Raw genomic sequence first — 22,207 nt, 5'->3', positions numbered from 1 at the left:
TAATAAAAACACCAAATCGCTCTTTGGCGCTGTTAGGGTAAGGTCATTTTGCCATTATTTTTTATGATAAAAATCTTTTTTCTCAACTTTGTTACGATTTTGTGATCTACCTCAAAAAAGTTAACGCACGACGCGAATTGTTCATCTTTTGTCTTTAAAATAACAAGTAATTAACAAAGGTTTAACTAAAGACCAATAAAAGTGCGGTGAAAAAAGGATTCGTTTATGCATTTTGATTCACTTGCTTTAAAATGCGCAATCACACTTTCGCAATTATCTTTAATAAAGGGATATCGATGTTTGAACAAACACAATGGCAACCTAGCGCCTCCATTAAAAATTTGCTAACTCGCGCAAAATTAATTGAAGAAATTCGCCGATTTTTTACCGATCGTGGTTTATTGGAAGTAGAAACGCCGGTGTTAAGCGAATTTGGTGTCACAGATGTGCATCTCGCCACCTTTAGTACGGAGTTTATTTCACCGTTCGGTGAACAGTCAAAAACCCTATGGCTTTCCACCAGCCCGGAATATCACATGAAACGCTTGCTGGCGGCAGGCAGCGGCCCGATATTTCAAATCGGCAAAGTGTTCCGTAATGAGGAAGCAGGAAATCGACACAACCCTGAATTTACGATGTTGGAGTGGTATCGACCGCACTTTGATATGTATCGTCTGATTAATGAAGTGGATGATTTATTACAACAAATTTTGGAATGCCCGCCGGCAGAAAGCATGAGTTATCAATTTGCTTTCCAACAATATGTCGGTTTGGATCCCTTGTCAGCCGAGATGTCTGAACTGGTGGAAAAAGCGAAAAAATATCAGTTGGTTGATGCTGAAAAAGAGAATCGCGACACCTTACTGCAATTTTTATTTAGTGTGGTCGTCGAGCCGCAAATTGGGCAGGAAGCGCCTGTCGTGGTGTATCATTTTCCGGCAAGTCAGGCGGCTTTAGCGCAAATCAGTTCAGAAGATTTGCGCGTGGCAGAACGCTTTGAGTTTTATTATAAAGGATTGGAACTCGCTAACGGCTTCCACGAATTGTCTGATGCACGCGAGCAATTAAGACGCTTTCAACAAGATAATCTGCAACGAGAAAAAATGGGGTTACCTGTACGCGCCATTGATACGCGCTTATTATCCGCCTTGCAGGCTGGCATTCCGAATTGTTCGGGTGTCGCATTAGGTGTGGATCGCTTATTGATGATTGCCATGGGCGCAGAACACATTAAAGAGGTGATCTCTTTTGCCATTGATAATGCCTAGCTTGATCACGCGTAAAAGTGCGGTCATTTTTCTGAGTGTTTGTATGGCGCATACAAAATCGCTAGATTAATCAAACTGAAATCAGTACAATCGCACCCTTATTTTTTTCTATTGTTTAAAATATCACCAGAATTTCGGTATCCGCCGTAATGTGTAATAACGAGGCTCCATGTCAGAACAAACAGTATCAGCGCAAGCTGTTGCCGAACCGGCAAAAAAAGTCAATTTAATGAATTTAACCCGTGCGCAGATGCGTGAATTTTTTGCCGAATTAGGTGAAAAACCGTTCCGCGCCGATCAGTTGGTGAAATGGATTTACCATTTTGGTGAAGACAATTTCGACAATATGACCAATTTAAACAAAAAATTACGGGAAAAATTAAAGTCCGTGGCAGAAATTAAAGCGCCGGAAGTGGCGGTGGAACAGCGTTCTGCCGATGGCACGATTAAATGGGCGATGCAGGTCGGCGATCAGCAAGTGGAAACCGTGTACATTCCGGAAGCGGATCGCGCCACGTTATGCGTTTCTTCACAGGTTGGTTGCGCATTGGCTTGTACGTTTTGTTCTACCGCCCAACAAGGTTTCAACCGCAATTTAACGGTGTCAGAAATTATTGGGCAAGTCTGGCGCGCATCAAAAATTATCGGCAATTTTGGGGTGACAGGCGTACGTCCGATTACCAATGTGGTAATGATGGGCATGGGCGAGCCATTGTTGAATGTGGCGAATGTGGTGCCGGCGATGGAAATCATGTTGGACGATTTCGCTTACGGTTTATCTAAACGCCGTGTGACATTATCCACGTCCGGTGTGGTGCCGGCGCTTGATAATTTAAGCAAAATGATCGATGTGGCCTTGGCGATTTCCTTGCACGCACCCAACGATGAATTGCGTGATGAAATCGTGCCACTAAACAAAAAATACAATATCAAAACCTTGATTGATTCGGTGAATCGCTATTTAAGCGTTTCTAACGCCAACCATGGCAAAGTGACCATCGAATATGTCATGTTGGATCATGTGAATGATCATGTGGAACACGCCCATCAATTAGCGGAAGTATTAAAAAATACACCGTGTAAAATCAATTTGATTCCATGGAACCCGTTCCCGGAAGCGCCTTACGCGAAAAGCTCCAACACGCGTATTGACCGTTTCCAAAAAACCTTGATGGAATATGGTTTAACGGTGATTGTACGCAAAACCCGTGGCGATGACATTGATGCGGCCTGCGGGCAATTAGCCGGTGATGTGATTGACCGGACCAAACGTACTGCACAGAAAAAACGCTTTGGCGAGGCGATTGCCGTTCAAGTTCAATGAGTTGATAAGTAAGAGAGGAAAAATTATGCGCCCTATTCAGTTTATCTTTTACCGTTTTGCGATCTTTATTTTTCCTTTTTTACTTTCTGCCTGCGTCAGCCATTCCGACACATCCGATTTTGATAAACAGGCGGCGGCAAAAGCCCGTGTAGAACTGGCATTAGGTTATTTACAACAACAAAACAGCAGCCAAGCGAAATTAAATTTGGATAAAGCCCTTTCTTATGCCCCTAAATACGCTTTGGTACACGCTGCGTTAGCCTATTTTTATCAACAACAAGGGGATATGGCACGCGCTAAACAAGCGTATTTAACAGCCATTAAATTGGATGATAAACAAGGGGATGTCTTGAATAATTTCGGTGCGTTTTTGTGTGCACAAGGAGAATATCAGGCGGCCTATAAACAATTCACACAGGCATTAAATAGCCCGCAATATTATCACCAAGCAGATACTTACGAAAACTTGGCACTCTGCGCCTTATCCGCAAAAGATCAGAAAATTTACCAAGAAAATCTGACCGCACTTGAGAAGATCGCACCAGAACGTGCAAAGAAATTCACTCAATTCACAAAATAGCCTGATAAATTACCGAAAAAGTACGGTGAATTTTTCCCCTGTTTTTGTTGCTTGTTCATTCGCTTCTTTTCAAGCATATTTTCCGCCTTTATTTTTTCGCCCAAAATGCTTAACAAATTCTCTCGTGGCGCAGAATCACGCTATATAACAGTTGCAAAAGACGCCTGACAACCTTAAACTTTACCCGTTAAATTTTAGTAAAAAACCTTTCATTTATGAACACACAAGAATGCCAAACCGATTCACCAGAAATAACACTCGGTGATAAATTTCGTATCGCGCGAGAAGCATTACACCTTTCCTTGGAAGAGGTCGCCGAAGCTATCGCATTACGCCCATCAATCTTAAAAAGTCTTGAAGAAAATCAATTTGTGAATGCAGCCGTTCCGGCGACATTCATGCGAGGTTATGTGCGAAACTATGCTAAATTTTTACGCATTCCGGAATCCGAATGGACAAATTTAGTGCATTTTGGTCATGACCAAGAAAATGATTTAGGCAAAAATGCGAGAGCGACACATGCTGTCAATCAATACACATCACATCATCGTTGGGTCGGTTATTTAACTGCGTTGGTGGTGCTTGTCGTGATCGGCATGACAGGAATGTGGTGGTGGGAAAATCATCAGCATGCCAATGAAGAGCGCGATAATTTAGTCAACGCCTACACCCAAACCATGGCAACCACTTCAACGCCTGCTGCAGTATCCAATGACAAACCGCAAGATGCTACCGGTGTTATTACCGCAACAAGTTCTACTGCGGATAGCCCGGCAATAAGCAACGCAGCAACGCCATCGGTGAATAAATCTGTTGCAGCAGTGCCAACCAATGCATTACAAGCGGAAATGGATAAAATCACCGGCACCAAACCGGCATCAACTGCAGAAACAACCACGGCGCAACAGCCGCAACAACAAAGTGCGGTGGAAAATTCAAGTGTTTCTGCGGCTGCAACAAAAGAGGCTTTATACATTGAAGTTATCGGTAATTGTTGGATCAGTGTGAAAGACAAAAATCGCAAAGTGTTAGCGCAAAAAGAATATAAACAAGGCGATGTCCTCAATTTCAGTGAAGGAGAGCCTTATTCTTTAATTATCGGTGCGCCGGCAAATGTGAAAATTACATATAAAGGCGAAGCCTTCCCGTTGACGGTGGATGGGCGTGTCGCAAAATTTAAATTACCTCAATAATGAGTGAACAATGTTAGAAAAGCCAAAAATTCAGCGTAGAGAATCCACGAAAATTTATGTCGGGAATGTCCCCATCGGGGGTGATGCACCGATTGCAGTACAGTCGATGACCAACACAAGAACGACCGATGTTGAAGCCACGGTCGCGCAAATCAAATCGTTAGAGCGCGTGGGTGCCGATATTGTGCGTGTGTCTGTGCCGACCATGGAAGCGGCGGAAGCTTTTAAATTAATTAAACAGCAAGTGAGCGTGCCATTAGTCGCCGATATTCATTTCGATTATCGCATTGCGTTGAAAGTTGCCGAATATGGTGTGGACTGCTTGCGTATCAATCCGGGCAATATCGGACGTGAAGATCGTATTCGCGCCGTAGTAGATTGCGCGAAAGATAAAAATATCCCCATTCGTATTGGGGTGAATGCCGGCTCACTGGAAAAAGATATTCAGGAAAAATACGGTGAACCGACGCCACAAGCATTGTTGGAATCAGCATTGCGCCATGTTGAAATTTTAGATCGTTTGAACTTCGATCAATTTAAAGTGAGCGTTAAAGCCTCCGATGTGTATTTGGCGGTGGAATCCTATCGTTTACTGGCGAAAGCCATTAAACAGCCCTTGCATTTAGGCATTACTGAAGCCGGTGGTGCGCGTGCCGGTGCAGTGAAATCTGCCATCGGATTAGGGATGTTGTTGGCTGAAGGGATCGGTGACACGCTACGAGTGTCTTTAGCTGCCGATCCGGTAGAAGAAATCAAAGTGGGCTTTGATATTTTAAAATCACTGCGTATTCGTTCTCGTGGCATTAACTTTATTGCTTGCCCAACCTGTTCCCGTCAAGAATTTGATGTAATTGGCACAGTGAATGCACTCGAACAACGTTTAGAAGATATTATTACGCCAATGGATGTGTCAATTATCGGCTGTGTTGTCAACGGCCCGGGAGAAGCGTTGGTGTCTGATTTAGGTGTCACCGGCGGTAATAAGAAAAGCGGCTATTATCTTGACGGTGAGCGTCAGAAAGAACGTTTTGATAACGACGATTTAATTAATCAATTAGAAGCGAAGATCCGTGCCCGTGTTGCGCAGCAAGATCCTAAAAATCGTATTCTTTAATTTTTAATAAACACAGGAAGTTATTGTGGCAAAAACTATTCAGGCAATTCGTGGAATGAACGATTGCTTACCAACAGAAACCCCGCTATGGCAATGGGTTGAGAATAAAGTGCGGTCGGTTTTAAGTGCGTATGGTTACGCGGAAATCCGTATGCCAATTGTGGAAAGCACACCGTTATTCGCTCGCGCTATTGGTGAAGTTACCGATGTGGTGGAAAAAGAAATGTTTACGTTTGATGACCGTGATGAAGAAAGTTTGACTTTGCGTCCGGAAGGCACGGCAGGTTGTGTTCGCGCCGGTATTGAACATGGTTTGTTGTACAACCAAGAACAACGCTTATGGTATATGGGGCCGATGTTCCGTTATGAGCGTCCGCAAAAAGGCCGTTACCGTCAGTTCCATCAGGTCGGCGTGGAGATTTTTGGTATTCCTAATCCGGAAATTGATGCGGAACTTATCGCCTTAACCGCCCGTTTATGGAAGGATTTAGGCATTTTTGACCATGTCACGCTTCAACTAAACTCCATTGGTTCATTAGAGGCGCGCAAAAATTATCGTCAAGCCTTGGTCGATTTTTTACAAAATCACATCGATATTTTAGATGAAGACAGCAAGCGTCGTTTAACCACCAATCCGTTACGCATTTTGGACAGTAAAGATCAACGTGTTCAAGAAGTGCTAAATGATGCACCGAAATTACACGATTATCTTGATGACGATTCCCGCGAACATTTTGCGCAATTATGCGCCTTGCTTGATAATTTAGGCATTCAGTACGAAATCAATCAAAAATTGGTGCGCGGCTTAGATTATTACAACAAAACCGTATTTGAATGGGTGACTTCTGCTTTAGGCGCACAAGGTACCGTCTGTGGTGGCGGTCGTTACGATGGGTTGGTTGAACAGCTAGGCGGTCATGCCACAAGTGGTGTTGGCTTTGCTATGGGCTTGGAGCGTTTGGTCCTGTTGGTACAGGAAGTGAATACACAGATTACCTTGCCAAGTGCGGTGGATATTTACATCGTTTATCAAGGTGAAGGCACTACCGTAGCAGCCTTTAATTTGGCGGAAAAACTTCGTTCAGAATTACCGTACTTACGTACGCTTTTACACTGCAGTGGCGGGAATTTCAAAAAACAATTTAAACGAGCCGATAAAAGTGGAGCGAAGTTAGCCTTGGTCATCGGCGAGGATGAAGTGAAAAATCAACAAGTGGTGGTAAAAGACTTGTTGCAACATAGCGAACAAGTGGTTGTGGCATTAAGCGACATCATCAATCACATTCAAAACACATTCAAATAAGGAAAAAACATGGCATATACCATTGAAGAAGAACAAGAACTCAGTGCGATTAAGGCGTGGTGGCAAGAAAACTATAAGTTTATTATTGCTTGTTTTGTGATTGCCTGTGTTGGCGTATTCGGCTGGAACTATTGGCAATCTTATCAGCTACAAAAAATCCACAATGTTTCTGCCGAGTATGAGCAGGTGTTGTTTAACTATAAAAAAGATCCACAAGCACAAGAAGCGCAATTTGCTCAATTCATTAAAAATAATGAGAAAACTGCCTACGCGGTGTTAGCCTTGTTAGATAAAGCAAAAATTGCTGTTGAAAAACAAGATTTTACGCAAGCTGAAGAAGCGTTAAAACAAGCGGTGGCACAATCAACAGATGACATTTTATCTTCTGTAACGGCGTTGCGTTTGGCGGCGGTACAATTCCAGCTTGGACAATTTGATCCGGCGTTAGACAGTTTGAAATTAGTGAAAGATGAGGCTTGGAATGGGGCTAAAAATATCTTAGTTGGCGATATTCAGTTGGCGAAAGGAGATAAGGAGGCTGCGAAAAGCGCTTATCAACAAGCCCAGCAAAATGCCACTCCGTTAGAGCAACAACTCATTCAAGTGCGGTTAAATAATTTATAGTTTTTAAGGCTTGGGAAAACCAAGCCTTTCTTTTAACAATGAGGAATATCATGGCGAATAATCAACGCAAAATCCCTATTCCACCCCCATTAATTTTTGTCTTCTGTGCTTTGCTAATGAAAATGCTCCCACCTGTTTGGCAATTTCCATCTCCATTGTGGTTGGTGATTGTACTTGGCGGAATAGGTTGCGTGATCGGCATGGCGAGCGTCTTACAATTTTTATTCGCTAAAACCACGATTGATCCACTAAAAATCGAAAAAGCCTCACAATTAGTGACGAATGGAATTTATCAATATAGCCGTAATCCAATGTATTTAGGCTTAGCCTTTGTTTTATTGGCGTGGAATGCTTACCTTGGCTCGTTGTCAGCCATATTAGGTGTGATGCTATTTGTGTGGTATATCACCGAATTTCAAATTAAGCGGGAAGAGGAAAATTTACGAAATATTTTTGGTGATGCATTTACGGCGTACTGCCAACGCACCCGCAGATGGTTGTAACATTCGCTACTATAACGCCAAAATTTCTTTAACGAAGGGAATCGTTAGTTTACGTTGCGCCTGCAATGAAGCTTGATCGAGTTTTTCTAACGCATTAAACAAGGTTTTCATATCCCGTTCTAAGCGTTTGAAAAGAAAATTAGCCGTTTCGTCAGGCAATTCAATGCCGCGTTGGTGTGCCGCCAGTTGTAAGACTGTAATTTTTTGTTGATCATTTAACGGCATTAATTGATAGACCTCGCCCCATGTTAGACGAGACGCCAAATCCGGTAAATGGGCCGATAAATTGGTCGGAGATTGATCTGCGCTGATCACTAAAAGCGTTTTTCCGGTTTCTCGGATTCGATTGATTAAATCAAAAATAGCCACTTCCCAATCCGGATTTCCTATCACTTCTTGTAAATCATCCAAACACACTAATTCTTGTTGCTCTAAATTTTCCAGTACTGCTGGAGAGAAATATTGTGCTTTATTCAAAGGCACGTATAAGGCAGGGCGCTGATGCGTTAAGTAATGATGACAAATGGCTTTTAATAGATGGCTTTTCCCGCAACCACGCTGCCCCCAAAGATAGAAAAAAGGTTGGCTAAGATGAGAAAAGTTTTTTTGTAGCGAGCTGAGCAGAAGCTGATTGTTTTCCGCGTAGAAATTTTCCAGCGTGTCATTATCAAATTGATGAATGGGGAGAGGAAGTTGGAAATATGGCTCGCTCAAATCAAATACCGAAAATGCTGAAATAAAGTGCGGTAAGAATAAACGAAATTTTTAAAATTAGAAAGTCATTAGCGGATATTTTTCCTTCCCGCTAATGACTGTTACATATGCATTTTATGCGGCTTCGTTTTTCGCTTTAGGTAATACCAAGTTCAAAATGATGGCAACTACCGCGCAAAGGCTGATTCCTTTTAAAGACACGCCGCCGACATCAACAAACATATTACCGATACCAAATGTCATGACCACAGCAATGATGCAAAGGTTACGTGCCTCGGTGACATCGACTTTGGCGCGAATCAAGGTGCTCATGCCGACAACGGCAATGGAACCGAATACCAACATCATGATACCGCCCATTACGATAGTTGGGATGGTAGATAAAAAGGCACCGACTTTTCCACAGAAGGAAATCGCAATTGCCCAGACGGCCGCCCAAGTCATGATATTGGGATTGAAATTACGGGTGAGCATGACTGCACCGGTCACTTCTGCATAGGTTGTATTTGGCGGACCACCTAATAAGGAAGCGGCACTGGTTGCAATACCATCACCTAACAAAGTGCGGTGTAACCCCGGTTTTTTGATGAAGTCTTTGCCGGTCACGGAACTAATCGCCATAATGCCACCAACATGCTCCACAGCGGGCGCAATGGCAATTGGCAGTAAATATAAAATGGCTTCTAATTTAAATTCCGGTGTGGTGATGTTTGGCAAACTAAACCAAGGCGCATCTAAAACCGGTTGAAAATTAATGAGTCCCATGAAAAGACATAGGATATAGCCCACCGCAATACCGAACATAATCGGGATAAGTTTCATTAACCCTTTGGAAAAAACAGCCACACACAAGGTAGTGATGAGGGTTACCATAGAGACTAAAACAGCATCATTGTATTGGTAAGCGCTATTTTTACCGAGTGCCATATCGACGGCGACCGGCGCTAAGCCCATACCGATAATAATAATCACGGGACCGACGACCACCGGAGGAAAAATGCGTTCCAATGCCGCGGCACCACGTAATTTAACTAAAGCGCTCAGTGCCAAATAAACCAAGCCGGCACAGGCTAAGCCGCCCATGGTGATAGGAATCCCCCAAGTGGCGACGCCGTATTGGATCGGCGCAATAAAGGCAAAAGAAGATGCCAAGAAAATCGGCACTTGTTTGCCGGTGCAAAGTTGGAATAATAAAGTACCGATACCAGCGGTAAGCAAGGCAGTATTGGCATCTAATCCGGTAATTAACGGCACTAAAACCAATGCACCAAAGGCGACGAATAGCATTTGTAAACCCACAAATGCTTGTTTAACGGAACTCTGTTGCTCCGTGATGGGAGCTTGTGTTGTATTTGTCATATAAGTTTCAACTCGCTGTCTGAATTAACTTAAAAAGTTCGGTCATTTTTCGAAATGTTTTTGTTTCTTTTTGCCGCAAAAAGACGGATAAAAATCCGCCTAACGTGTTAATAAAATTTCCGGTTTCAGGATTATTTCGTACCGAAAATTTTATCTCCTGCATCACCTAAACCCGGAATGATATAACCGTTTTCGTTTAAGTGATCATCAATTGCCGCGGTGTATAATTCAATGTCCGGATGCGCTTTTTCTAATGCAGCAAGACCTTCCGGTGCGGCAACTAATACTAAGACTTTAATGTGTTTACACCCTTTTTGTTTGAGCAAATCGATGGTTGCAATCATAGAACCACCGGTTGCTAGCATCGGGTCAACGACGATAGCTAAACGTTCATCTAAATCGCTGGCTAATTTTTGGAAATAAGGTACCGGCTCAAGGGTTTCTTCATTACGGTACATTCCGACAACGCTGATACGCGCACTTGGAACATGCTCTAACACACCGTCCATCATGCCAAGGCCTGCACGCAAAATCGGTACGACAGTGACTTTTTTACCTTTGATTTGGTCAATCTCAACCGGACCGCACCAACCGTCAATAATCACTTTTTCTGTTTCTAAATCGGATGTGGCTTCATAAGTTAATAGGCTTCCGACTTCGGTGGCTAATTCACGGAATTTTTTCGTGTTAATTTCTGCAGCACGCATTAAACCCAATTTGTGTTTCACCAATGGATGTTTGACTTCGACTAATTTCATTTTTTATCTCCTTCATGTTAAACGGCTCACCGCGAAAAGAATCGAGATGAATACATTAAAGCATACGAAATTTAGCTCAAAAATAATGCCTATGACATCATAGGCATTACGCTTGATTATTGCTCTTGGTTAATAAATGTGTCGTTTATCTCAATTTTCGCTTTGGCACGTAGTGCATTTAATAAGCTATTTTGCAAACTGATGCGGTCGGTTTGTTCTATTTGTGCTGCAAATTGTTTTTTCTCTGAGGCAGTTAACTTACCGTCCTCGACACTATCCAACGCCACAATCACTACGCCACCTTCTGCGTTTTTAGCGGCATTATAAGTCACGCTGCCATCAGCCGGTTTTTTCATTGAGAAAATAACGTCTCCAAGGACAGGATCTTTCGTTTCGGCAAAAACCCATGTTTGTGCTTCACCAAAATTTAATCCATCTACGATTTTCCCAGCCGTCAAATCTTGTACAAACTTATCCGCCTGTGCTAACACAATGGCTTCAGCTTTTTGGTGTTTTAATGTTGCTGCGATTTCGCCCTTCATATCCTCGAAGGATCGGGTGGACTGAGGTTTATGATCAAGCACACGTACCACTAAAGAATGTTGCTCGCCTACACTCATCGGCTCAGAATTGCTACCGCCTTGAGAAAGATCAGAATCAAAAATTGCCGACGTGACATTCGGATAATTTAATTCTGACGGCACATCCTTACGAGAGAAATAGCCGGTTTCCTGAACTTTTACGCCAGCCTCATCTGCTGCAGCTTTTAATGAAGACGCGTCTTCAAAAGCTTTATCTGCTACGCGTTTTTCAATAGAAAAGAATTGGTTACCCATTAAATTTTGACGAATTTGTGCCGCGATTTCGGCTTTCACCTCGTCTAAAGGTAACACTTTCGCAGGTTTGCGTTCTTTCACTAAAATAATATGGTAATTGCCATCCACTTTTATCGGTTGGCTATATTTTCCAACCTCTAACGCATTTGCCGCCTCTTCAAAAACGGCTGGAAATTCACCCGCACTTACCCAACTTAAATCACCGCCCTTTTCTGAACTGGTTGGATCGATAGAGTGATTTTTCGCTAACGCCTCAAAGACAGCCCCTTGTTGTAATTGATGATATAAATCCTGCGCTTGTTGCTCAGTTTTTACTTGAATATGGGCTAAATGTTGCTGACCTTGTGTCGTAAATTGCGCTTTATTATCTTGATAATACTGCGCAATTTCTACATCAGTCACATTCATATTTTTTTCCATGTTCGCACCGGATAAGTCAAGATATTGCACTTTAACCTGTTCCGGAAAGGTAAATTCCGCTTTATGTGCCTCATAGTAAGCTTGAATTTCCTCATCGGTTACGCTTTGTTTCTCAATTTCATCCAAAAGCGATAACTTCGCAAAACGCACTTGACGACGTTGGAAAAATAATTTTTCCAATGCTTCCTGTTGCACTGGAACGCTAAACATTGTGGCTGCCAACGCATTTTGAAGCTGTTCTAAACGCAATGCTTCTCGTACATAGCCGGCATAGGTTTCAGCGGAAATGCCATTACTTTGTAGCATTTGCTGGTAAAGGGTATTGTCAAATTTTCCGTTATTTTGGAAAGACGGTGTCGTCACGATCTCTTGTTTAACACGGTCGTCACTGACACCTAGTTTAAGATCATTCGCATATTGGCGTAATAATTCTTGGTTAATTAAAGACGCTAAAATTTGTGTTTTGAGCTGAGTGATTTGCGCCGGCGAATCGGCATCTTGCGGGCTTAAATTACGGGAGGCAGCATTATATTGATTTTGAAACGTGTGCTGTGAAATCTCTTCTCCATTGACTTTTGCCGCAGAATTATCAACGCGGGTATAAAGATAGCCTGCCATCGAACTGATAACAAATGTGACAGTAATAAAACCAAAAAGAAACTTAGAAGCCCAGCTGGTTGAAGCTCCGTGTAGTTTTTCCATTACCATGAAATGTATCCTATAAAAATAAAGCAAAAAATCCTTGCGATTATAATCTAAAGCACTATTTCCCGCACTAACAAAAGTAAATTTTTTACCATTTCTCTTGAAACACCTCGGCTTTTACGCTAAAGTTCGCACGATTTTTTTAAAGGGAAGATCGTCGTTTCCGGTGAAGCGGCAGGACTTCAAATCCTGTTGAGGCTGCCAGCAGTCTCGGGTAGGTTCAACTCCTACGATCTTCCGCCAATGCCTCTTACCTTTATCCTGCCTTCTTATTAAAAGCGCCGCATTTTACGCTGGATTATCTATATCCTTAAATTCAACATCCAATCCGTATTCTTTCGCTAACCATTCTCCCAAGGCTTTGACCCCATACCTCTCGGTCGCATGATGACCAGCCGCAAAAAAATGGATGCCCTGTTCTCTTGCACTATGGATGGTTTGTTCAGACACTTCACCGGCAATAAAAGCATCACAGCCTTGTTGTGCGGCAAGATCGATATAACCTTGTCCGCCACCGGTACAAAGCCCAATTTTATGAATAAAGTGCGGTCCGTTTTCGATACAAATTAACGGCTGACGATGTAATACTTGTGCAATCCGCTCAGCAAATTGTTCGCCTGTTAAAGGATGTTTTAAATTTCCCCATATAGGAATACTGGTTGCCCCTTGTTCTAACGGTTGCAAATTTTCAATGCCTAATAATGCCGCAAGTTGTGCGTTGTTACCTAATTCAGGATGAACATCCAAAGGCAAGTGGTATGCATATAAATTGATTCCATGGGTTAACAGCTTACGAATCCGATTGCCTTTCATACCCCGAATACAAGGATCTTCGTTTTTCCAAAAATAGCCGTGATGCACCAGCAAGGCATCGGCGTTTTGTGCTACCGCATAGTCAATCAGCGCTTGGCTGGCGGTTACTCCTGTGATGATTTTCCGGATTTCCGATTTGCCTTCAACTTGAAGTCCATTGGGGCAATAGTCGGCAATCAATCGGCTATTTAATTTTTGATTCAGTTGTTTTTCGAGCGCAAGGTTATGCATACATGTATCTCTAAAAGAAAGAAAGCCTTAATAGTAAAGCTTTTGAGGGGGAATAAGAAGAAAAAAATGGCTAGTACAAATATCTTTCAAAAGACGTGGGGGAGTTTTTGTACTAGCCCTGTGTTTAAGTATGACGACAATCTTAACATTAAACAAACGAGCTCATTATATATTTAAATATATAATGATCAAGTTTAATTTCGCTTATTTCGTCAAATCAATTTGATATACCGCAAATCCCACTTCATCAGTACCCATCTGTTTCATTGGGTATTGAGCATTTTCTTTAATAAATTGTGCCGCCTGTTCACTTGGTGACGTTTCAAAGCGCACATCTAATTTATCATTGCCTTTAATCGGCATGAAGCGCCAGTTTTTATCAGCGCTTGGGTTCACTGCGCCGTCTTTTTCACTGGTGGCTTTGATGTAATCCGCCAACACTTGACGGTTTTCATCCGGTGACGCGTAAACAATGTGCTTGTCGCCTGTGCCCGGGAATTTATTACCGTAAGCACGGTAGTTATTGGTCGCGATTAAGAATTCCGCTTTCGGATCCACCGGTTTGCCTTGGTAAGTCAGATTCACTACACGGTGTGCATCCGGATTGATTAACTTGCACTCGCCGTCATAACGTGGCGGTTGGGTTAAATCGTATTCATAATTGACACCGTCGATCACATCGAAGTTATAGGTGCGGAAGCCATCCCAATCCAATAAAGATTGTGGTTTATCACTCGCCGGATCGATTTGCTTAAACATCCCCGCGCTGCATTCCAACCATTCTTTCAATTGCTCGCCACTGACTTTCACAACCACCAAGGTATTTGGATACAAATACAAATCTGCCGCATTGCGGAACGTTAACTCGCCTTTGTTCACTTCGGTGTAGCCTGTTGGATCGTTTTTACGACCGCCCGCTTTAAACGGTGCGCCTGCACTTAAAATCGGCAAGCCCGCCATCGCCGGTACGCTTGGGGCAACGTTTTCCACATAGGCTTTTTGCGCTTGGTTAACAATTTGAATGGTTGGGTCATCTTGCACCAGTGCCAAATAGCTATACATATTGTCGGTGGCTTTACCAATCGGCTGTGATACGAATTTGCGGGTTGCTTCATGAGTTTCTTTTAAAAGTGCGGTCATTTCCGGGTCATTTTCTGCCAACGCCTTTTTGTTTTCCGCATCATAAATCGGACGCAATACCGCTTTGCCGTCAGTGACAATCCATTTGCCGTTATGCTCGCTCAACACTAAATCTACGACACTGATATTGTTCGCCCAATAGCCCGCCATACTTTCCGGCACGCCTTTTACGGTACCTTTGGCAATATCTGCGTTCGGTGATTTGGCAAATTCTTTATTCGGGAACAAGCGGTGGGAGTGACCGAAAATCACCGCGTCAATATGCGGCACATCGGCAAGATAGAACGCTGAGTTTTCTGCACCTTCATGATACGGCTCGTCGGATGGGCCAGTATGTGCCAACGCCACGATAATATCCGCGCCTTTTTTCTTCATTTCCGGCACATATTTTTGCGCACTTTTTACGATGTCGCGGGTTTCCACTTTGCCCGTTAAATTGGCTTTATCCCACACCATAATTTGCGGCGGCACAAAACCGATATAACCGATTTTTAGCTTATGTGACTTGCCTTTATTGTCCTCCACCGTTTTTTCCTGAATCACGTAAGGTGTGTAATACGGCTCCTCAGTTCCCACTTTCACCACGTTAGCGTTCACAATCGGGAAATTTGCCTGTTTGATGGCATCAGCCAAATAATCCAAACCGTAGTTAAACTCGTGGTTACCCAATGTTCCCACTTCATAATGCATCGCATTTAAGCAATCCACCGCCGGATTTGGTTTGCCTTCTTTATAGCCCACTGCCGCTTGATAGTCGGCAATCGGGTTACCTTGAATCAAATCACCGTTATCCACCAACACACTGTTTTTCACTTCCGCACGAGCTTGGCGAATCAAACTTGCCGCACGGGTAAACCCGAATTTCTCTGTCGGTGCGTCTTTGTAATAGTCAAAATCCGTCAAAAAACTATGAATATCGGTAGTACCGATAATGCGTAAATCGACTTGATTATCGCTTTTCGCGAACGCCATGCGATTACAACTGAGCGCCAGCACACTGCTCGCGCCGATTTGAATAAAACGTCTTCTGTTCATCATAATAAATGCCTTCTGTTAGGTAATTAGCGGGGTTATTGTAAAAGAAATTAAGCGCGGGGTAAAAGGCAAGCGATATATCAATCTCACTCACCTGGTTGTGGTATGAAGATCACCGCTCACCAAGTACAACCGCAAAAAACACCTAACACCGTAAATACTGTTGTAGCTGCGCGACTGAAGTGCGGTCAGTGTTGGATGAATTTTGGGATGAATTGGCAGAAGGAAAAATAAACGTAAAAGGGCATTCAGAATAAAAAACGACCGTAATTAAATCGCCAAAATTTGGATACCCAAAAGGTTGTTACACTTAAACAAACAACAACGCCCTGTTTTCACATAACAGGGCGTTTTCATGAAGGCGTTTAGTTATTTATACTCCACCACGACATCTGCTTCCGTAATGGCATCGCCATAAATAGGCTTTAAAGTTTTTTCGTAGGCTTGTTTTAACACGCCTTGTTTACCTAGTTTTTCAATTTCAGCATTTAACCAGTTCAACAATTCGGTATCCCCTTTTCTCACTGCTGGCGCAATGAAATCTTGATCACCTAAGTTTTTCACGCCCACTGTAAAGCCCGGATTTTCTTTCGCCCACGCGAACAATAATGTGTTGTCATGGGCAAGCGCATCGCCACGACCGTCACGTAAAGCTTCGAAGGTTTCGGTATTTTGCTCAAATTTCAACAGTTTGATGTCAGGATAATTTTTAGTGAAATAAGCGTCTGCCGTAGTGCCTTTATTGATTAATAAGGTTTTACCTTTTAATTGATTTACATCGGTAATCACTGCGCCATCTTTCGACACAACACCCAATGCCACTTTCATGTAAGGTTTAGCAAAATCAACTACTTCTGCACGCGCTGGGGTGACCGTGAAATTAGCAAGAATAATATCCACTTTATTGGAAGTAAGATATTCCACGCGGTTGGCCGCTTCAACTAACACATATTCCGCTTTATTTTCATCGCCCAATAAATCTTTGGTGATGGCTTTGGCGATTTCCACGTCAAATCCTTGGCTTTTGCCTTGACTGTCCACATAGCCGAATGGCGGTTTGTCGCTAAAGACACCGATACGCACTTTGCCGGCTTGTTTGAGTTGCTCAATCGTTGATGAAGCCGCCGATTCCGTTTTGCCCTCTTTATCGTTGCAAGCGGTTAGGCCCATTGCCAATAATGCGGTGGCGAAAAGTGCGGTCACTTTTTTAAATGTTTTGTTCATAGTTAACTCCTCTTGGTTCGTAATTTAAAATGTTAAGAAAGGTTTTCGCACGGTCGGTTTGCGGATTAGTGAAGAAATCCGATGGCGAAGCCTGTTCAACGATTTGTCCTTTATCCATAAACACAATGCGATTCGCCACTTGGCGGGCAAAAGACATTTCATGGGTCACGATAAGCATCGTCATGCCGTCTTTCGCTAAGCCTAAAATCACATCCAACACTTCACGCACCATTTCCGGGTCAAGTGCGGCAGTGACTTCGTCAAACAGCATAATGTCAGGATTCATACACAAAGAACGCACAATGGCTATGCGTTGTTTCTGTCCACCCGATAACTCGCGCGGATAGGCATTTTTGCGATCAAACAGCCCGACCCGTTTCAACAACATATCGGCTTGAGCTTCCACCTCGGCACGCTGGCGTTTCTGCACTTTAAGCGGGCCGAGCAAAATATTGTCGATGACCGACATATGCGGAAATAATTCATAGCTCTGGAACACCATGCCGATATGTTGACGGGCCTTCACCCAAGGCAAGTCTTTCCCCAACTCACCTTCATTTTGCAAAATTAATTGACCGCTCTTTATCTCCTCTAAGCCGTTAATACAACGTAAGAGCGTACTTTTACCGCAGCCGGATGGGCCTAAAATTACCACCACCTCGCCTTTTTCAACGGATAAATTAATTCCATTTAAGGCAAGGGTTTCGCCGTAATATTTCACTAAGTTTTTAATTTCTAATAAGGGCATACACACCTTCTATTTTTCCCAATAGGTTTCTAAATAACGTGAAAATAAAGATAACGGATAGCAAATCACAAAATATAACAAGAAAATCACACCATAAATCCACAAGGCAGCGGAGGGTTCCGTAAACAGGGAGGTTTCAATAATCTGTTGCCCGACTTTAATCACTTCCAATACACCGATTAACATAGCAAGCGAGCTGGTTTTCACCATGCGTGTAAACAAGTTAATGGCGCTTGGCGTAACGCGTTTCAAACTTTGTGGCAATAAAATATAACGAAACGTTTGTAATGGCGTTAAACCCAAGGCATAAGCAGATTCTGTCTGATGTTTTTCAATAGACGTCAAGGCACCACGCACTAAATCGCCCATTTCCGCAGTTCCCCAAAAAATGAAGACCCAAATACAAACAGTCACGCCATCAATATGCGTATTGAACCATTTTGCCACGCCAAAATAGGTAATAAATAACAATACCAATAACGGAATAATGCGGACAAATTCCAAATAAAAACGGCAAACAACACGAATCAGGCGATTTTTGCTTGTCATCAACAAGCCGAGAAGAATACCGAGAATGCAGGCAAAGAAGACAGAAACAAAGGCAATTTGTGCCGTTACCCAGAGTCCTCCTAATAACCGTTCAAAATTACTCCCTTCAAATAACACATTAAGCCCCATATTTTGCTCTCCGTGTACGACGTTCCAAGTAAGTGATAAACAATGACACCGGCAATAAAATCAACAAATAAAACACCACTAATAAAAAGAGCGCTTCATTCGTTTTGTAATCCATGCCGATAATCTCTTTTGCCATAAACATTAACTCCGCAATGGCAATCGCACTCACCACGGAAGTTTCTTTCATTAAAAATAAACTGTTGGCGCCGATCGCCGGTGCAGCAACCGCAAAGGCTTGGGGGAATAAGACATAACGAAAGGCTTGTGCCGGCGTCAACCCTAAACTTAACGCCGATTCCAACTGAGCACGGGGAATCGCTTCCAAACCACCCCGAATGGCCTCTGACATATAACTTCCCCCTAAAAACGCAAGGCCAATCACCGCACAAGTAAAGCCGTCTAATTTGATACCGACCTTAGATAAGCCGAAATACAGGAAAAAAACCTGAATCAACAAAGGTGTGTTGCGGGAAAGTTCAATATAAAATTTCACAATGGGATTGAGCATACGCACCTTATATGTCGTCACAATGGCGCAGAAAAAACCGATGAACAACGAAAGGACAATCGCCCAAAAAGAAAGCTGCAACGTTATCCAAGTCGCATCAATAAAACGTGGTAATGTGTTCCAGATATATTGCCAATTCATATGTAATTCAAAACGAAACAAGATTTTCGTGCATTATAAAAAGAAGACAATTTTTTAAGGAAAGAACGGTTTTTTATATGTTATAACCAGAAATCATGGCGAACGATGCCTGATGCCGTCATCTTCCATGCTAAGTGCGGTCTGTTTTTGAAATGTTTTTACTCAAAGAATCAGGTGGCATTTTTCTGATAGGCAATGCCATGCATAAAAAGCTGTAACACATCTTTAAAGAGCTGCTGTTCTTTGCCGGCATAATGTTGTTGTAAGACGGAAGAGTGAATCATTTCATCCATTTTTTGGATCAACACATCAATTAAAATCACAGGAAAATCATCACGTACGCTTTTGCGTTGTTGTAACGTGCTGAAAAAATAGTGCATATAGTGATATTTTTCCTGTGCCATTTGCCGAAAAAAAGTCTGTAAGGTTTCATCTTGATCATGATTTAAATCATGTAATACGGCGGTGGAATACAACGTTGCCATGGATTCTTGCTGCATTATCAAAATCTGCTGGATCACCGTGGCTAAATCTGCTTCTGTGGCTAACAGTCTGTCAAATTCCCGACGCATATTATTTTTTTGTTCTTCAAAAATACATTTCACTAAATCTTGCTTGGTAGGGAAATATTTATAAAACGTCACTCGACTTACCCCTGCCGCCCGACAAATTTCTGCGACAGAGGTTAATCTCCAGCCTTGTTGATAAAACAGTTCAGTGGCAACCTGTTTCAAAAAAATATCTTTTTTCATGGTTCGCTCCTTAAGGGGCAATAACATAGCCGAAAGCCTTTAATTGTCAAATGTCAAATTTGAGAAAAATTCTTATTTACTTTCCTGTTGTGATTATGTTAGGTTTACATTATTAATCAGTTAATGCAAAAAGTGTAAACTTTAAATCAAAATAAAGCCTAGGAGAACCCATGAACAAGTTATCCCCACGACTCAGCCTCATTAGCCTTTGCCTGATGAGTGCCTATTCTTTTTCTAGCCATGCCGAAGAAAGTCATCAGACCACAGTACTAGACGAAATCACTGTGACCGGTGAAAAATTTGAGCGTAGTCAATCCTCTACCGGTTCAAGCACCTCCGTGGTAACCGCCGAACAACTCAAACGAGAAGCCAATTTACTGTCTGCAACCCAATTATTAAAACGCGATGTGAATATTTTAGACACCGGCTTGGGCAATGACTTACCCACTGTGCGTGGCGTTGACGGGTCCGGCCCGGCGGTAGGTGCGGTGGCATTTTTTGCCGGTTCACGCCCAAGACTAAATATGCAAATTGACGGCAGAACTTCCAGCTATAACGAACTGGCGTTCGGTACAAAATCCCTCTGGGATATGAAACAGGTAGAAATCTATCGTGGGGCGCAAAGCTATGCCCAAGGGCGTAACGCCATTGCTGGTGCGGTGGTCATGACCAGCAATGACCCAACGCAAGAATGGGAAGGTGCAGCGAAATTAAATATGGGGAATCATCGATTGGCACAAACGGCTGCCCTGATTTCAGGCCCGGTGGTGAAAGACGAATTGGCGTTTCGTTTAAGCGTAGATCATCAACAACGCGAAACTGCTGTAGATTTACCACATTACGATCCCGTCGGCAACCCGCGTTGGTTTAAAGCCACCAATACCCGCGCCAAATTACTGTGGACGCCGTCTGCCTTGCCGGATCTCTATAGCCGTTTAACGTTCAATCATTTAAACGCAAGAGCGCCACAAAGCGAAACAGAGTTACAACCTAATTCACCACGTTACACGCCGGAACGCCCGGTATTCCAAACACGCTCTGCCAGCACCATTTGGGACATTGGCTATCAACTCTCAGAGCATTGGAAATGGGAAAATAAATTGGTTTATACCCACTTTATTCACGATAGAAAAACGACCTCGCCATTTAACACCGCATTGCCGCCAAATCGTCGAGGTGTTCCGGCTCGTGTTGATGGCAATGAATTCCAAATTGAACCCATTGTAAAATACGAAAACGAAAAATACCGTGGTTTATTCGGTTTGTTCTATTTCAATGCGAAACAAGATGAAAGTGTTACGATGCTCAACGGGCGCATTGCTCGCACGCCGATTACGACAAATTTTAATGATAAAACGAAAACCAAGGCGGCCTTTGGTGAAATTACCTTTACGCCGGATATTCCGTTTGAATTGACGCTTTCTGCTCGCTATGAACAGGAACATCATCAGCGTAAAGGCAAAAGTGCGATGTTTTCCATCAACCGGGATAAGAAATACAATGTCTTCCTGCCAAAAGCAGACATTGCATGGAAAATTAACGATGATCAACGCTTAGGCTTTAAAGTAGGCAAAGGTTACAACCCGGGCGGTGCCGGTGTGACCTTCGGTATCCCATACACCAGCTATGAATATGACGCAGAATATGTCTGGAACTACGAACTTTATCATCGTTGGACATCCGCAGATAAACGCCTACGAATTAACAGCAACCTATTCTATAACGACTACAAAGACATGCAGTTACCGTTTACCCTTGGTCCAAATTCTATCGTGATCCGCAATGCCGATAAAGTCGTCACCTATGGTGCGGAAATCAATACCGAATGGCAGGCTACGGAGAAACTGGCACTTAATGCGGGCATCGGGATGTTAAAAACCGATATCAAACGTTATCCAAACAGCGGCATTGAAGGGAATAAACTCGCTCGCGCACCAAGTTTCAGCGGAAAAGTGGGGATCAATTATCGTCTTCTTGACCACCTAGAAATTGGCACCAATTACAGCTACAACAGCAGTTATTATTCCACTGCCGACAACTTAGCCAATGGTAAAGTAGGGCATTATGACCAACTTGATGTTTATTTAGCGTACGACTTTAAGCATGCCAGAATCACGCTTTATGCCGACAACGTGCTTAACTCACGCAAAGATATCTTACTCGTACCGCGCTCTGGCGACATTACCCGTCAGCCGGAACGCCAAATTGGGCTTTCTACCGAGTTAAGATTTTAAGC

At 42.9% G+C, this 22,207-nt stretch carries 20 protein-coding genes and 1 tRNA gene; 10 read left to right on the top strand and 11 right to left on the bottom strand.

Annotated features, from left to right (window positions below):
* Positions 1 to 296 precede the first annotated feature (296 nt).
* The 8 genes from epmA (at position 297) to HMPREF9065_RS05295 (ending at position 7,909) form a co-directional block, all read left to right on the top strand.
* Positions 297 to 1,268, top strand: coding sequence for an elongation factor P--(R)-beta-lysine ligase (gene epmA, locus HMPREF9065_RS05260; protein ID WP_033002502.1), 972 nt, complete (start codon positions 297 to 299; stop codon positions 1,266 to 1,268).
* A gap of 169 nt (positions 1,269 to 1,437) precedes the next feature.
* Complete coding sequence (locus HMPREF9065_RS05265) at positions 1,438 to 2,592, top strand: bifunctional tRNA (adenosine(37)-C2)-methyltransferase TrmG/ribosomal RNA large subunit methyltransferase RlmN (RefSeq protein ID WP_006719285.1); 1,155 nt, start codon at positions 1,438 to 1,440, stop codon at positions 2,590 to 2,592.
* Positions 2,593 to 2,617: 25 nt separating this feature from the next.
* Positions 2,618 to 3,172: a type IV pilus biogenesis/stability protein PilW gene (gene pilW, locus HMPREF9065_RS05270; protein WP_033002501.1), complete on the top strand. Its 555-nt coding sequence runs from the start codon at positions 2,618 to 2,620 to the stop codon at positions 3,170 to 3,172.
* Positions 3,173 to 3,387: 215 nt separating this feature from the next.
* Positions 3,388 to 4,365 (top strand): RodZ domain-containing protein, encoded by a 978-nt coding sequence (locus tag HMPREF9065_RS05275; RefSeq protein ID WP_021615983.1) that lies wholly within the window; start codon positions 3,388 to 3,390, stop codon positions 4,363 to 4,365.
* A gap of 10 nt (positions 4,366 to 4,375) precedes the next feature.
* Positions 4,376 to 5,479, top strand: a complete 1,104-nt coding sequence (gene ispG / locus HMPREF9065_RS05280; protein ID WP_021615982.1) for a flavodoxin-dependent (E)-4-hydroxy-3-methylbut-2-enyl-diphosphate synthase — start codon at positions 4,376 to 4,378, stop codon at positions 5,477 to 5,479.
* Positions 5,480 to 5,504: 25 nt separating this feature from the next.
* Positions 5,505 to 6,782 carry a histidine--tRNA ligase gene (hisS, locus tag HMPREF9065_RS05285; RefSeq protein WP_021615981.1) on the top strand — a complete coding sequence of 426 codons (1,278 nt, stop codon included), beginning with the start codon at positions 5,505 to 5,507 and terminating at the stop codon, positions 6,780 to 6,782.
* A 9-nt stretch (positions 6,783 to 6,791) separates the two neighbouring features.
* Positions 6,792 to 7,406, top strand: a complete 615-nt coding sequence (locus HMPREF9065_RS05290) for a YfgM family protein (RefSeq protein WP_021615980.1) — start codon at positions 6,792 to 6,794, stop codon at positions 7,404 to 7,406.
* Between the two features lie 50 nt (positions 7,407 to 7,456).
* On the top strand, positions 7,457 to 7,909 hold the full coding sequence (locus HMPREF9065_RS05295; RefSeq protein WP_033002500.1) for a methyltransferase family protein: 453 nt from the start codon (positions 7,457 to 7,459) through the stop codon (positions 7,907 to 7,909).
* 9 nt (positions 7,910 to 7,918) lie between these two features.
* Here the strand turns inward: HMPREF9065_RS05295 and hda are convergent, their stop codons facing one another.
* The 4 genes from hda to ppiD all read right to left on the bottom strand — a co-directional run bounded on the left by hda (position 7,919) and on the right by ppiD (position 12,704).
* Complete coding sequence (gene hda, locus HMPREF9065_RS05300) at positions 7,919 to 8,623, bottom strand: DnaA inactivator Hda (protein ID WP_021615978.1); 705 nt, start codon at positions 8,621 to 8,623, stop codon at positions 7,919 to 7,921.
* A gap of 114 nt (positions 8,624 to 8,737) precedes the next feature.
* On the bottom strand, positions 8,738 to 9,982 hold the full coding sequence (locus tag HMPREF9065_RS05305; protein WP_021615977.1) for a nucleobase:cation symporter-2 family protein: 1,245 nt from the start codon (positions 9,980 to 9,982) through the stop codon (positions 8,738 to 8,740).
* Between the two features lie 131 nt (positions 9,983 to 10,113).
* Positions 10,114 to 10,740, bottom strand: a complete 627-nt coding sequence (gene upp / locus HMPREF9065_RS05310; protein WP_006719274.1) for a uracil phosphoribosyltransferase — start codon at positions 10,738 to 10,740, stop codon at positions 10,114 to 10,116.
* A 116-nt stretch (positions 10,741 to 10,856) separates the two neighbouring features.
* Positions 10,857 to 12,704, bottom strand: a complete 1,848-nt coding sequence (ppiD, locus tag HMPREF9065_RS05315) for a peptidylprolyl isomerase (protein WP_021615976.1) — start codon at positions 12,702 to 12,704, stop codon at positions 10,857 to 10,859.
* A gap of 145 nt (positions 12,705 to 12,849) precedes the next feature.
* On the opposite strand from ppiD, the gene HMPREF9065_RS10090 reads away from it, so the two are divergent.
* Positions 12,850 to 12,944: transfer RNA gene (locus HMPREF9065_RS10090), tRNA-Sec, on the top strand.
* A gap of 45 nt (positions 12,945 to 12,989) precedes the next feature.
* Here the strand turns inward: HMPREF9065_RS10090 and HMPREF9065_RS05320 are convergent.
* The 7 genes from HMPREF9065_RS05320 to HMPREF9065_RS05350 form a co-directional block, all read right to left on the bottom strand.
* The gene (locus HMPREF9065_RS05320) at positions 12,990 to 13,745 is read right to left on the bottom strand and encodes a Nif3-like dinuclear metal center hexameric protein (protein WP_021615975.1); all 756 of its coding nucleotides are present in this window, start codon (positions 13,743 to 13,745) and stop codon (positions 12,990 to 12,992) included.
* 204 nt (positions 13,746 to 13,949) lie between these two features.
* Positions 13,950 to 15,923, bottom strand: a complete 1,974-nt coding sequence (gene cpdB / locus HMPREF9065_RS05325) for a 2',3'-cyclic-nucleotide 2'-phosphodiesterase (protein ID WP_021615973.1) — start codon at positions 15,921 to 15,923, stop codon at positions 13,950 to 13,952.
* A gap of 366 nt (positions 15,924 to 16,289) precedes the next feature.
* Entirely contained in the window at positions 16,290 to 17,144 is an 855-nt protein-coding gene (locus tag HMPREF9065_RS05330; protein ID WP_021615971.1) for a cysteine ABC transporter substrate-binding protein, read from the bottom strand.
* The gene (locus tag HMPREF9065_RS05335; protein ID WP_021615970.1) at positions 17,128 to 17,892 is read right to left on the bottom strand and encodes an amino acid ABC transporter ATP-binding protein; all 765 of its coding nucleotides are present in this window, start codon (positions 17,890 to 17,892) and stop codon (positions 17,128 to 17,130) included. Before HMPREF9065_RS05335 ends, HMPREF9065_RS05330 begins: the two co-directional genes overlap by 17 nt.
* A 9-nt stretch (positions 17,893 to 17,901) precedes the next feature.
* The gene (locus HMPREF9065_RS05340; RefSeq protein WP_021615969.1) at positions 17,902 to 18,570 is read right to left on the bottom strand and encodes an amino acid ABC transporter permease; all 669 of its coding nucleotides are present in this window, start codon (positions 18,568 to 18,570) and stop codon (positions 17,902 to 17,904) included.
* On the bottom strand, positions 18,560 to 19,219 hold the full coding sequence (locus HMPREF9065_RS05345; protein ID WP_021615968.1) for an amino acid ABC transporter permease: 660 nt from the start codon (positions 19,217 to 19,219) through the stop codon (positions 18,560 to 18,562). The genes HMPREF9065_RS05340 and HMPREF9065_RS05345 overlap by 11 nt, the downstream gene beginning before the upstream one ends.
* Positions 19,220 to 19,389: 170 nt before the next feature.
* Positions 19,390 to 19,971 carry a TetR/AcrR family transcriptional regulator gene (locus HMPREF9065_RS05350; RefSeq protein ID WP_033002499.1) on the bottom strand — a complete coding sequence of 194 codons (582 nt, stop codon included), beginning with the start codon at positions 19,969 to 19,971 and terminating at the stop codon, positions 19,390 to 19,392.
* A gap of 170 nt (positions 19,972 to 20,141) precedes the next feature.
* Between HMPREF9065_RS05350 and HMPREF9065_RS05355 the strand changes: the two genes are divergently transcribed.
* A complete protein-coding gene (locus tag HMPREF9065_RS05355; RefSeq protein WP_033002498.1) occupies positions 20,142 to 22,205 on the top strand; it encodes a TonB-dependent receptor in 2,064 nt (687 codons plus the stop codon).
* The last annotated feature ends 2 nt before the right edge of the window (positions 22,206 to 22,207 follow it).

It is taken from the genome of Aggregatibacter sp. oral taxon 458 str. W10330 (genome assembly GCF_000466335.1).
In the GTDB taxonomy this organism is placed as follows: domain Bacteria; phylum Pseudomonadota; class Gammaproteobacteria; order Enterobacterales; family Pasteurellaceae; genus Aggregatibacter.
This window is presented reverse-complemented; position numbering and strand designations above follow the sequence as displayed.